The 13,076-nt window shown below is 51.2% G+C and carries 11 protein-coding genes; 2 read left to right on the top strand and 9 right to left on the bottom strand.

The features are described from left to right. Positions 1 to 488 precede the first annotated feature (488 nt). The 4 genes from CFK45_RS15335 to CFK45_RS15320 are packed head-to-tail and all read right to left on the bottom strand — an operon-like array spanning position 489 to position 3,374. A complete protein-coding gene (locus CFK45_RS15335) occupies positions 489 to 1,151 on the bottom strand; it encodes a pilus assembly PilX family protein (RefSeq protein ID WP_096087318.1) in 663 nt (220 codons plus the stop codon). After that, complete coding sequence (locus CFK45_RS15330; RefSeq protein WP_096087317.1) at positions 1,148 to 2,290, bottom strand: PilW family protein; 1,143 nt, start codon at positions 2,288 to 2,290, stop codon at positions 1,148 to 1,150. Before CFK45_RS15330 ends, CFK45_RS15335 begins: the two co-directional genes overlap by 4 nt. Then, the gene (pilV, locus tag CFK45_RS15325; protein ID WP_096087316.1) at positions 2,287 to 2,763 is read right to left on the bottom strand and encodes a type IV pilus modification protein PilV; all 477 of its coding nucleotides are present in this window, start codon (positions 2,761 to 2,763) and stop codon (positions 2,287 to 2,289) included. Before pilV ends, CFK45_RS15330 begins: the two co-directional genes overlap by 4 nt. Beyond that, positions 2,757 to 3,374 carry a GspH/FimT family pseudopilin gene (locus tag CFK45_RS15320; protein WP_158224727.1) on the bottom strand — a complete coding sequence of 206 codons (618 nt, stop codon included), beginning with the start codon at positions 3,372 to 3,374 and terminating at the stop codon, positions 2,757 to 2,759. Before CFK45_RS15320 ends, pilV begins: the two co-directional genes overlap by 7 nt. 211 nt (positions 3,375 to 3,585) lie before the next feature. On the opposite strand from CFK45_RS15320, the gene CFK45_RS18370 reads away from it, so the two are divergent. Next, positions 3,586 to 3,789 (top strand): hypothetical protein, encoded by a 204-nt coding sequence (locus tag CFK45_RS18370; protein ID WP_143247613.1) that lies wholly within the window; start codon positions 3,586 to 3,588, stop codon positions 3,787 to 3,789. Here the strand turns inward: CFK45_RS18370 and lspA are convergent. The 5 genes from lspA to CFK45_RS15290 all read right to left on the bottom strand — a co-directional run bounded on the left by lspA (position 3,775) and on the right by CFK45_RS15290 (position 12,038). Beyond that, complete coding sequence (gene lspA / locus CFK45_RS15310; RefSeq protein WP_096087313.1) at positions 3,775 to 4,344, bottom strand: signal peptidase II; 570 nt, start codon at positions 4,342 to 4,344, stop codon at positions 3,775 to 3,777. The two genes, CFK45_RS18370 and lspA, sit on opposite strands and share 15 nt — an antisense overlap. Beyond that, the gene (ileS, locus tag CFK45_RS15305) at positions 4,337 to 7,138 is read right to left on the bottom strand and encodes an isoleucine--tRNA ligase (RefSeq protein ID WP_096087312.1); all 2,802 of its coding nucleotides are present in this window, start codon (positions 7,136 to 7,138) and stop codon (positions 4,337 to 4,339) included. Before ileS ends, lspA begins: the two co-directional genes overlap by 8 nt. 36 nt (positions 7,139 to 7,174) lie before the next feature. Beyond that, positions 7,175 to 8,134, bottom strand: coding sequence for a bifunctional riboflavin kinase/FAD synthetase (gene ribF / locus CFK45_RS15300; protein WP_096087311.1), 960 nt, complete (start codon positions 8,132 to 8,134; stop codon positions 7,175 to 7,177). A 111-nt stretch (positions 8,135 to 8,245) separates the two neighbouring features. Further along, positions 8,246 to 9,868, bottom strand: coding sequence for a murein biosynthesis integral membrane protein MurJ (murJ, locus tag CFK45_RS15295; protein ID WP_204378492.1), 1,623 nt, complete (start codon positions 9,866 to 9,868; stop codon positions 8,246 to 8,248). A gap of 121 nt (positions 9,869 to 9,989) precedes the next feature. Then, complete coding sequence (locus CFK45_RS15290) at positions 9,990 to 12,038, bottom strand: hypothetical protein (RefSeq protein WP_096087310.1); 2,049 nt, start codon at positions 12,036 to 12,038, stop codon at positions 9,990 to 9,992. Between the two features lie 77 nt (positions 12,039 to 12,115). On the opposite strand from CFK45_RS15290, the gene CFK45_RS15285 reads away from it, so the two are divergent. Then, positions 12,116 to 12,475, top strand: coding sequence for a group I truncated hemoglobin (locus tag CFK45_RS15285; RefSeq protein ID WP_096087309.1), 360 nt, complete (start codon positions 12,116 to 12,118; stop codon positions 12,473 to 12,475). Positions 12,476 to 13,076 lie beyond the last annotated feature (601 nt).

The raw sequence follows: 13,076 nt of genomic DNA, 5'->3' as shown, positions 1-13,076 counted from the left end.
ACTAACTGGCTCAAAAAAGTGCGGTTGCGGTTGAGTTGACAGGCCGTGACCATCGCCGCGATAGGGCCCGGTAGCCTCTTGCTCGCTATTGCTATCGGAAGCAAAGGTCGTGCTGTTGTAAACGTAACATTTTTTCGGATCAAAATAACCGATATAACTAAAGTCCGGGTCGTAACAAAGGCCGATCGATTCCGTACTGCCGCTATTATTTACATCCAAATTTTCCAGGTCATAACAGGGTGTATGATTTAAATCCGCATCAAAATACCCAACCGCACTATCGGTATAAGCATTTTCTTGCTGAGTCAGCTCAACCGACAAGCTGATCNTCACAAATGGGTCTGTGGTATCGACCAAAAAAGGCGGGATAACAGAAAAATCGGAGGCACTGTAGGAGGCGCTGTGTACCATCACAGGCTGCAGCATAAACACACTTAATACAAAAGCGCTGGCATTAATTTTCAATTTGCTAAACATTCTCAGCCTCCTTAAATTGCATTGACACGTGCAACAGATTGCACCATAACGCGAGATTTACCATCCTTGCTCTCAGCGAGCACGGTATAACGATAAAGCGCCACACAGTTATTTGGTGAAGCACTTTCACACACCAAACTATCGTTGGCATCCATATCGGTATAACAGAGGAATTCGGCTATGTATTTGGGCTGCTCAAAACCGGGGTAGCCCGAAATCGCTACGGTTTGATGGCGGCTGCTTGTCTCCCACACAGCCAAATCGCTGCGCACCCAAAATGGAAGCGGCGGATCTGTCGGCACCGGGTTTGGTATCACACTGCAGTCGGGAGCTTGATGGCCGGCCGTTGTTGAATAATAACCGTTAAAACACAAGCCTCCTGTGCAACTGCTGTCAAAACAATCGGCAGAACCGGAGCTGCAGTCGCGCACTTTATTGGCCAGATGACCGTTCTGACTAAAATCATCTTCTATCCATTCCAGTGCAGATTCAGCCAGCTTAAAAGCCTGCTGTCGGTTCTGGCTATATGTCGCCATTTTTAATTGAGTATTGCTTGAGCGCACACTTGAAAGCCCAAGCAAAGTCATAACTAATAAAATAATGAGCGCAACAACAAGGGTTGCGCCTTGCTGTTGCGACAAAACCGGAAGCTGTAAAGACGTTGATGTTTTCATGAACAGGCCTCCGTACGATTGCGAAGCGCAACAGTGGACGTAACACGCTGGCGCAAATAACGATCGTTATAGGTAAAACCCCCGCCCAGATCGACAGAGGTATTACTTGGATACACCTCGGATTTAGAGCGCAAAATAAGTGAGACTCTCGCCGCCATCACTCGATTCCAGCCTATCCAGCTCGAAGCGGCGTCAGCCTCACTTTTAGTAATCTGATCGGCGCTGTAATACCTGTCGATTTCACAATCGCTGTCGGTTGCATTGGTATCCACCCCATAAATCACCTGCATATCTTCAACACCAGGCAAAAAAGCCTGAGCCTGCGTTGTTGCGCTCGAACTTGTTGACTGCAGCACCACACGGAATAGTGTTGGCATGCCATTTAAATCTGAGTTTGCAACAAAAAAACCGGAAGACTTAAATTTCATAATGGCCGAACCCGGCCCGTACTCTAAACCGTGTACATTATTGGCAGGTTCATTTGGCCCACCGCAACTGTAGTTGCCGCCGGTGCTGCTCGCCGACAGCGCTTTTTTACAGTTGCCCGGCACCATGGAGTTACTTTTTGAGTGATTCAGATGTGCAGGATTATTTGAATTGGGCCCGGTCATTTGAAATGCGGCCATATGGCTGCAGTCGGCATTGGCGATCACTAAAACCTCACCTTTGTTAAAAGGCTGGCTACCGTTTAAATGTATTGTCGCCGACGCCGGCACGTGTGAGCTGACCTGAGTACTGTCGTCGCGCTCACCGCGATTGACAATCAGCGCATCGGTGCCACTTAAGATCGAAGAAAATTCAGACGGTAAGTTGGGCGCCGACGATTCATAACCACGAATACCGTTGGTTTGAAACATCCAATCATCGTCGTCATCGGTTGCATTGAGTGTGTTTGTCATCGAGCCTTGCTGATTGCAACCAAAATAACCCGCCTGACGCAGCTCATAACCAAGTTCGTCGACAGCAAAACGTGCGTTTTCCTGTAGGTACGCAACTTCCTGCTCAAATAAAAAGGCATCTTTGCTATCGACCATGACTTTGACCACACCGCCGAGGATAAACACCCCGATGGCCATAGCCACCAGTAACTCAACCAGCGACAAACCGGCACTGCGCGTAAACGTTAACTGAGTTTTCATAGTCTAAACCCCACATCAACCTGCTCAAGATCGCCATCGCCGTCGCGCTCAATATCCACACGAATGGAAATTAAGTACTCCCTGGTCGCACCCGAACGGCTAATTTGCGCATCGGCCTGAGGTAGGGATTTTTTTAAGTCATCCAGCCACAAGTTCAGATCCCAGGCGGCGAGCTGCTCGGCCGTACAAGCCTGGGTTGAGCAATCTGTCGCCGAGCTAACGGAAGTGCCAAAGTCCGTTAAATAACTGTCGGCGACATCTTCATTAGCCGTCATACGCTCCATTAAATCCCAGGCTAGATTTGTCGCCTGGCTGTAGGCGTAAGCCTGTTGATTTAATTGCAGTGTCGAGTTTTGCAAGTTCAACAAACCGAGCATGCCTATGCCCAGCACCAACACGGCCACCATTACTTCAATCAGGCCAACACCGCACTGCTGTTTAACTAAGGGAGAAGGGGGCGTAGCTATCAGCATGAGATATCTGCTCCATTTATGGCTTCGTGAATTCCGTTACTGTCCTTGTCTCGCGACCCAACTGCGCGCCCAGTTAGCTCCACAAAAATAGCGCGAGCAAATTTGGCATCGTCGTCCGGCTCACAAAAAAGAATGCTCGCCTGCTCATCATTTTTGCTTGAAAGCAGATAGCCGCGCTGAGAAAAGCTCACACTAACAATGTTGTCGCCACTCGGTTCGTCTTGCAGATCAATGGAATTATTAGACTTAGCGTCAAATATCAGTACGAGCTCTTCACTCCCCTCTAAACTGCCGTTGGCGGCATTGTCAGATGTTGTACCGCTGGCATCATCGACAAAAATCAACCAGCCGTTAGACCAGTCATCGCTGTCGGCGCAGGTTTCCGTATTGGCAGCTTTGGCGCATACACTGACAACGGTATTGCCCTCGATTGCCTTGTTTCTTGCGACACTTAAATCCGCAAGCAGGCTGCGCTGATCGGCCTGGATGCGATTTTTCTTTAAGAACTGACTAAAAGAAGGCACGGCGATACCGAGCAAGATCGCTGCCATACTCATCACTACCAGCAGCTCTATCAATGAAAAGCCGCCCTGCCGAGTTTTAATTATCATTATTGCCTCTCCTCCTGAGGTGATCGCCACAGCAAATACCATTAGGCTTAAAGCAAGCCTAGCCCGCGCGAGGAGAACAGCTAGGCAATGTAGATTAGCGGTGACTTAACAAGAGTGAGCGGTACAACCAACAAATGTGCGCATACACAGCTAGCACTATTTGTTTTAAGAAAATTTATTAGCCCAATGAATACGCTATTTATAAGCGGTATTGGCAGCTGACAAAAAAGAGCCTTCAGCAGAAAGAGAGCCTTCAGCAGAAAAAGAGCCTTCAGCAGAAAGAGGGCCATCAGCAAAAAAAGAGCCTTCAACAGAAATAGAAGGAAAGAGAAAAACTAAAAAGAGGGGGGAAAGCCCCTTGAATACAGCAAGAGGCTTAGAAGAATGGGAATTAAAGCCCTTAGCTCTTAGCTGATTTAGATAAGAACAAACCGTCAATCAGCAACAAAGCCGCACCAACACAGATGGCTGAATCGGCAATATTAAACGCCGGCCAGTAATAACTGCGCCAGTAGACTTCAATAAAATCGACAACATAACCGAGCAATACTCGATCGTACAAATTGCCGATTGCCCCGCCGAGCACCAAAGCCAAACCGAGCACTTCCAAACTTTTTTGGCGGCCGATGCGCCAGATCCATATGCACAAAGCAATACTGATCACAAAAGCCAAAGCAGACAGCGGCCAGCGCTGACCGCCGTCAATATTGTCAAAGATACTGAAAGCCACACCGTAGTTGTAGCGCAGGGTAATATTAAAACCCGGCGTAACAGCGATGCGCTCTGCGTACTCCAGCCCGGCAACAGCCAGGTGTTTTGTCCACTGATCCAGCAAAATAATAATCAGCGCAATAACAAACCACAGCCACGGCAGATACTTGTGTAAAGCGGGAGAGGGCTGAGACAAACTCAAACCGGGCCCCGCTGCACTTGCGCTGGCCTGCGTTTTTGCATCGGCATGTTTAGGCATAATTTCGTTTCTCACCTTCACCGTCGATATTTTCTACACAGCGGCCACATATCTCTTCGTGCCCCGCGTGTGTACCTACGTCATCGCGATGGTGCCAACAGCGCACACATTTGGGCGCCTCGGTTTTGTTGATCTTAAGCTTAAGCCCGTCAAGCTCCGTCGCATCAGCATCAACCGCGTCAGCTAAAGGCTTAACGACGGCGCGAGAGGTAATTAAAACAAAGCGCAGCTCATCGCCAACTTTATTTAAACTCTCTGCCAAAGCCTCATCACAATACAACTCAACTTCCGCTTCGAGTGACTTGCCAACATCGCCGGCATTTCGCTTTTCTTCGAGCGCTTTGTTTACCGCTGTTTTTACATCGGCAAGTTTTGCCCAAAACGCATCGTTAAGTTCATCGTTTGTGTCTAGCTCAGGTAAATCGAGCCACTGCTGAACAAACACTTCATCACCACTATAACCCGGTAGTGCCTGCCAAATTTCATCGGCGGTAAAACTTAAGATCGGTGCGATCCAGCGCACAAAAGCCTGGCAGATATGATACAGAGCCGTCTGCGCTGAACGGCGCGCATGGCCATCGGCTTTGGCCGTGTACTGCCTGTCTTTGATAATATCGAGATAAAAACCACCCATGTCGACAATACAGAAGTTGTGCAGCTTCTGGTAAATCAGATGCAAGTTGTAGTTGTCGTAACACTCGAGAATTTCTTTTTGCAACTTCGCCGCACGGCCAACCGCCCAGCGATCCAGAGCCACCAACTGATCGTTGGCAACAAGATCCGTTTGCGGGTCAAAGCCACTCATATTGCTCAGCATAAAACGCGCAGTATTGCGTATGCGGCGATACGAGTCGGCCGTGCGCTTTAAAATTTCGTCGCTGACACTCATATCGTTGCTAAAGTCGGTCGCAGATACCCACAGGCGCAACACATCGGCACCGAGCTCGTTGCAGATTTTCTGTGGGCTAACGGTATTGCCCAGCGACTTCGACATTTTTTTACCGTCGGCGTCAACAGTAAAGCCGTGCGTCAATACCTGTTTATACGGCGCACTGCCATTGATGGCCATCGCTGTTTTTAGCGAGCTTTGGAACCAGCCGCGATGCTGGTCCGAACCTTCGAGATACAAGTCAGCCGGATACGCCAAATAATCGCGCTGCTTTAATACACTAAAGTGCGTAACACCGGAGTCAAACCAAACGTCGAGGGTATCAGTTACTTTGTCGTAGTTCTCAGCCTCAGCGCCGAGCAGGGCCTCGGGCTCAAGATCAAACCACGCATCCATGCCCTCTTTTTCAATTAAGAGTGCAACTTTTTCAATCAACTCAGCCGTCTGCGGGTGCAGTTCCTGAGTTTCTTTGTGCACAAATAAACAAATCGGCACACCCCAGGTTCGCTGACGAGAGATACACCAATCAGGGCTCGCATCAAGCATCGAACGTATGCGCATTTCACCCCAGTCGGGGATCCACTGCACGTTATCGACACTGTTTTTAACGCTGTTCAACAGGCCATTTTTTTCCATACTGACAAACCACTGCGGAGTCGCACGGAAAATCAACGGCGTCTTGGTTCGCCAACAGTGGGGAAAGCTGTGCTGGAATTTTTCCTGGTGCAAAAGTGCGCCTTTTTCTTCAAGCAAGGCAATCACTTTTTCATCAACTTTGTAAACGTGCTCACCGGCAAAGATTTCTACACTGTCGCGGTACTGGCCGCCTTCATCGACGTAGTTCAGCGTGCCGATACCGTATTTACTGCCGACGACAAAGTCATCCATGCCGTGATCGGGCGCGGTGTGCACACAGCCGGTACCGGCGTCGGTCGTGACGTGCTCACCGAGTATCACTGGGACCTGACGCTGGTAAAATGGGTGCTGCAGAACAAGCTGTTCTAATTTGGCGCCGACAACTCGGCCAACGACTTCGGCGCTGTCGATCTCACTGCGCTTGAGCACACTTTCGTACAGCGCTTCGGCCATCAGCAGGCGCTCGTCGCCAACTTGAACAACAACGTAGTCGATCTCGGGGTTAACACTGACCGCCTGGTTGGAAGGCAAGGTCCACGGCGTGGTTGTCCAAATCACAACACTAACCGTGCCGTGGCCATCGAGGCCGTCAATACGGCTAGCTAAGTCGGCTTGATCCACCGCGGCAAATTTTACATCGATGCTAAACGATGTTTTATCCTGGTATTCAACTTCCGCCTCAGCCAGAGCTGAACGGCCGACCACCGACCAGTAGACCGGCTTAAAACCTTTGTGCAAATGACCGTTTTCGGCAATTTTGCCGAGCGAGCGCACGATATCGGCTTCGGTTTTAAAATCCATCGTTAAATACGGATTTTCCCACTCACCCAAAACACCGAGGCGAATAAAGTCCTTCTTCTGACCGGCCACTTGTTTGCTGGCGTAGTCGCGACATTTATTGCGGAAAGTTTTGTGATCAACTTTAACACCGGCCTTGCCGACCTTTTTCTCGACATTGTGTTCGATAGGCAGGCCGTGACAATCCCAGCCGGGCACATAAGGCGCATCAAAACCACTTAAAGTGCGAGCTTTAACAATAATGTCTTTGAGAATTTTATTAACCGCGTGACCGATATGAATATCACCGTTCGCGTACGGAGGGCCGTCGTGCAAAATAAATTTTTCGCGACCGGCACGGGCCTTGCGAATGCTCTCGTAGAGTTTTTTCTGATCCCAGGCCTTGAGCATTTGCGGCTCGCGCTGGGCGAGATTGGCCTTCATCGCAAAAGATGTGGTTGGCAGATTCAGCGTCGCTTTGTAATCGCTCATAATTTGACGTTCTAATTTCAGGTTAATACGTAGTTTTTATATCGTGCGCCGGGCAAAAAATGCTCTCGCGGCGTCGGCATCGAGGCTTATCTGTTTTTTTAAGCTTTCGATACCATCAAATTTTTGTTCGTCGCGTATTTTGTACAGATAATTCACTTTGACAAACGCGCCGTATAAATCGAGCTTGTGATCCAACACGTGCACCTCGAGTCGGGCCTTGCTTTTGCCGTCGACAGTCGGCCTTGTGCCGACATTGGCAACGGCGTTGTAATATGTTCCCGCAAACTCAAGCTCTACGGCAAAAACACCCTGCAAGGCAATTTTGCGTCTGGCCAGAGCGACATTCGCGGTTGGAAAACCAATGCTTCTGCCGAGCTGCTGACCGTAACTTACGCGGCCACAGTTGCTGTAAGCTCGGCCGAGCATCAAGCTGGCCTGCTCAAGCTCGCCGTTGGCCAACAGTGCTCGCAAACGAGTCGAGCTTATGCGTTCGGCCTCGTGTTCGTGTGTCTGGGTATCACTGACACTAAAACCAAGTTCGCGGCCACGGGCCTGTAAAAACGCAAAGTCACCACTGCGATCACAGCCAAAGCGAAAGTCATCACCGACAATCAAAGCTCGGCACTGTGCGGCCTCAAGTAAAACTTTCTGCACAAAATCTTCCGCGCTCAGGGCGCGCAAGCTCGCATCAAACTTCAGACACAACACTCTGTCTATGCCCTGCTCTGCGAGCGCCGCTACTTTTTCGCGCAGGCGCATCAATCGGGCCGGCGCCAGCTCCTTCTGAAAAAACTCATTTGGCTGGGGCTCAAAGATAATGGCCAAACTCGGCAGCGCCAGGGCTTGAGCTTCGGCCTTCACCCCTGCCAGCAACTGCTGGTGCCCCAAGTGTACGCCGTCAAAGGCGCCTACCGTAACCACGTGAGCGCCGAGCGCCGAGCTGGTTAAGGCTCGAACACCGCGGTAAAAATCGATTTTTGCTTGTGGGCGCTGCATGCTGTGGCCGTATCAAAAAGCCGCCAAGTATACAGCAGATGGGGCCTGGAAGTGCACAACACAAGCTCAGCAAAGGCAAAATTGCACACGCCGAGCGTGCAAACTAAGTACTCAGGCAAGCGGGCGCAAATGTCGGGGCCTCATGCCACTTAAAAACAGCGCCGCGCCGTAGCAAGCGAGACCAACAACAACCAACAGGGCAAGCTGGGAACTGCGCTGCAGCCAACTGAGCAACTCGTAGTCACTTTGCTGCTCAAGCACTAACAACAACGCCGCAGCCATCGCCAACGCAGCAAACAGCAAGCGCGCCCCAAATACCGGCCAGTGCGCGCCCATTGTTAAAACACCGGCTTTTTTCAGGCCGCGATAGAGCAAGAATGCATTGAGCATTGCCGAGCCGCTTGTCGCGAGCGCAAGGCCAACGTGGCCAACATTCCACAACCACAACAAGGGCAATACAAAAGCAAAATTCATAAACATGTTGGCCACCATCGCAATAATGCCTATGCGCACCGGGCTCTTCATATCCTGGCGACTGTAGTAAGCACTTGCCAACACCTTGATCAGCATAAATGCACACAAACCCAGCGCGTAGGCCTGCAAGCTCAGCGCAGCCATATTCATATCGTGGGCCTGCATACTGTTGTATTGAAACAAGGTAAAAAGCAGCGGCTTGGCCAGTAGCACCAGCGCCAGCGTTGCCGGCACGGCGATTAACAAGACCATTTGCATGGCCCACTCCAAGGTCGGCCCAAAACGGCCGTCATCGGCGCTGTGCTGGCGGCTCAGGTTCGGCAAAATAACGGTTGCGATGCCTACCGCAAATACACCTAGAGGCAGCTCGATCAGGCGGTCAGAAAAATACAGCCAACTGATACTGCCATCGACCAAAAACGACGCCAAAATCGTATCGAGCGTCAGGTTAATTTGACTCACCGACACGCCAAACATCGCCGGCGCCATCAATTTAAGTACTTTTACCACCTGCTTGTCTTTCCAGTCGACCTTGGGCCTTGGCAACAGCGACAGCCGAGCTAAAAACGGCAACTGCAGACTCAACTGCAATACACCAGCAACAAACACGCCCCAGGCCAGAGCGTAGACGGGGCGCTCAAGGTGAGGACTTACCAACGCTGCAGCAGCGATTAGGGCGACATTCAGAAATATGGGTGTCAGTGCCGGAACGGCAAAGCGGTCGTAGCTATTGAGAATACCGCCGGCAAAACCCGTCATAGAGATCAAAAACAAATACGGGAAGGTAATTTTTAACAAATCGGAGGTCAGCCAAAACTTATCCCACTCAGCTTTGGCAATAAAACCCGTTCCAAAAATCGCCGCTACGCCAGGCGATGCCACTACCACCAAAAGTGTCAGCGCCAACAGGCTCAGCCCCAAGCAGCCAGCCACCCTATCGACAAAATGCTGCACGGCCGCGTGCGTACCGTTTTGTCTAAGCTCGCTGAGCACCGGCACAAAAGCCTGAGAAAAAGCGCCTTCGGCAAATAGCCGGCGCAGGAAATTTGGCACTTTAAAAGCGACATAAAAAGCATCCGCATCACCGCCAGCACCGATAAAGCGCGCCAGCAGAATATCGCGCACAAGCCCAAGCACGCGCGAGAGCATGGTCATGCTAGAAACGATTGCGCTGGATTTAAGCAAGCCGCGCTTGGGCTTAGCCGGCCTGCTCGCGGCAGGCTTTGAATCGGGCTTGGGGGCGGACGGTGTATCAGACAAAGGGCGTACTCACAGGCCAGGAGGGCTCACTAGTTCAGCCAGTGAGCGGGGCAAAAATTTGCTCGCTATTGTGCTTAGCTACAGCGGCATTAGCAACGCCGGATTAAAAACAGCAAGCGCCTTAAGGCGGCAGACCCGCCGTACCAAGAGCCCAAGACAAGCGCTCGATCTGGGCTTGAGAACTGTTCGGAAAGGCCTGAAAAAAATCTCGCTGACGATAATTAAGATGCTGTTTTTTTGCCTCAGCCATATAACGCCGAGCTTCAGCATCGCGCCCGGCAAGTGACAGCGCCGCTGCAGCGATCGCATAGATATGGAAGTGGGCATTCGGCTCCAAAGTCGCCGCCACCGCGACGTCTGCAGCCTCACGGTATTGAACAAGAGACATTAAAGCCAGCGCCCGACTCGCAACCATTGCAAACTTCAAAGGGTCAAAGGGGCTCAGCCGCTGAGCTCGCGCCAATTGTTGTAGAGCCTTTTCGGGCTCATTGGCGTGAACCTGGATAAAGCCCTTGGTGTAATAACCTTGAGCAAAACTGCTGTTTAAGTCCAGAGCCCGCTCGATACCGAGCAAAGCTGACTTGTGCTCCGAGCTCAAAAACAACGTGCGAGCCAAAGACCAGTAAGCAAAATAATCCTGCCCATCACAGCAGATCGCCTGCTTAGCGCTCGACATCGCAGCACTAACAGCAGGGCTTCTTAGCGAAGCCTTCTGTTTGGCATTAGCCTCAGATTTTTCCAGCGCAAGAAAAGCCTGCTCAAAGTGGATTAAGGACATACCGGCATGAGCCCGCGCAAAATCAGGCTCCAAGCTCAAAGCTCGACTCAAATAAGCCTGAGCCATTGCCAGGTGCTGAGGCTCGAAACGAAAAGCGTGCCACAGGCCAACATGGTAGAGCTGCCATGCGTTCAGATCGCCCAAGGCATAGGACTTCAGTTTTTCATATTCACAAGCGCCCAGTTCGGGCTCCAGACGACTGACTACCATCGATACCAGCTCATCCAAAGCAGTAAAAAACTCACAACAATCCAGGCCGTAACTATCAGACCACACCAGCCGCCCACTTTGAGCATGCACCAGATTAACCTGAAGACTGATTTCGGCCGCATAACAACAGAGCTCGCCGCTCAGCAAATAATCGGCATTTAATAACTTACCCAGATGAGCGGGGCTTAAATCGGAACCTAAAAACCGCAAAGAAGAAGCGGTAGAAATAACTTCAAGCGACTTTAAGTGCGACAGCTTTGAGGCCAAATCACTCGCCAAACCTTTGGCAAGCACAGCAGCGGGCTCATCGCCGCTGCTGGAAAACCCGAGCAAGGCCAAAGAAGGCTTAGCGGTTTCATGTACCGAAATATCGGGGGCAATAATCGTAGGCTCAAGCTCAATGGCTCTTAGGTCCTGCCGCTGCTCTTGCGGCTCTCCATCCTCCACTTTTTCCAGCCCCAACCAAAGCGCATCGAGCTTAACAATGTCTCCACCCTGCCCCGCGCAAAAGCTCCTTAGCCGCTCAAACTCCTGCCGTGCAGCCTTGCGCCCCCGATGTAACAACAGACAACGCAGCAGCTTAAGTATTAGTTCGTAGGCAAAGGGTTCCAAAGCCAGATACTGACGAGCGTAGAGCTCAAGCATCGGATTCTTGTCAGTGAGCTCGCTGCAAATGGCCTGCAGAACCTGCAGGCGAAACTGGCGCAAGCGACTGCGCTCTGACTCCAGCCAAAGCTGGTAAACATAGGCTTTTTCGAGGTCAAACTCAGAAAGCTGGGCGAAACTCAGGTCGAGATTCAGTTCAATAAGCTGCGCTAGATTTAGACCCTTGAGATCGCTCGGAAGCTGGCAAATATCAATGCCCACCATCTCGCGAGCAAGGCCGATGCGCTCACCCTCGACGATAAAGGCATCACTCAACACGGACTTCAACTTCGAAAGCGCCCAGCGCAACTCGGCCCGAGGATCCTTAGCTCCCTCCCAAAACACATTGGCCAGTAACTCGCGCCGCTGAGGCTTGGAATTAAGCGCTAGGTAAACCAGCAGCGCCCGAGCCTTGCGACTTTTCGGAAGCTCTAAAGCGCGGCCGCTCTGCTCCAGAGCCACAGGCCCGAGCAAACAAAGCTTATAAGCACCGTCTTCCGCCAAGTCAAACTCTCCAGGCTCAATTCCCACGCCCATTACAACGCTCGTTACAACGCCTATTTCAACGCTTCAGATCTAAGCTGCCACATATCAAACAAGCAGAGGGCAAACTCATGACCGCCAGCTTATATGAACGCCTTGGAGGCAGCGAAGGCATCACCCGCATTGCCAGTGATGTAGTAGACCTCCACCTCGACAATCCAGCTGTATCCCCGCGCTACTCTGCTTCAAATATAGAAAAACTGAAGCACGGCGCCGCAACTTTTTTCATCACCGCCACCGGTGGCCCCGCCGTCTACGAAGGCAAAGACATGCTCGCCACCCACAAGGGCATGAACATCAATGCAACCGAATATATGGCCGTCCTCGATGACTGCCTTGCAGGGCTTGAGCGCAACAACATTGGCCAACGAGAGCAAGAAGAGGTTTTATTTGCTCTATACGGGTTGAGAAAAGAGATCTTGGCGGTTTAGCCCAAACCTCAAGGCGAACACTTATTTAGAGCCCGCTTTGGTGGTGGCAGCAGGGCATCAGGGCACGCTCTAGACTCCCTGTGCGCTATGCGGTCGCTCCCGGCGACCGAATACCCTTCAACCCTACTCCCACCACCAAAGCTAAGTGCCAAGCCCAAGCATCCACCACGCCCCACCTCATCAATACACCTATTGCGCGCGGGACAATGAAAAGAACTCAGCGAAAGAGCTGGGCCTAACAGATCTATAAAAATCTGTTCCACTGGCATACCCGAGGCAAACCACAACTCTCACAGAACCACCAAACCCTCTTCTACATACTCTGCAGAAATAATTCAGACAAACACTCTCCGAAGAGGAAAGTAGTAACAACTAGCTGTATAGCACTGAGCCCCGGACCAGAGAAAGGTGTGAGGGGTAGTTTGCCGCCGGGAGCGGCAAGACACAAAGCTCTCGGAGAGTTTTGATCCGCAATAGCGTCCGTAAGAGTGAGGGCAGGAAGCCCGAGAGATAACCGCATAGGGATATCCCGAGCGTGCCCCGAGGGCCTTTCCTTGGGCTTGGGCGATCAGGTCAAATAAACACGAAGGTAAGATTAGGG

This window comes from Agaribacterium haliotis (assembly GCF_002312815.1).
GTDB lineage: Bacteria > Pseudomonadota > Gammaproteobacteria > Pseudomonadales > Cellvibrionaceae > Agaribacterium > Agaribacterium haliotis.
This window is presented reverse-complemented; position numbering and strand designations above follow the sequence as displayed.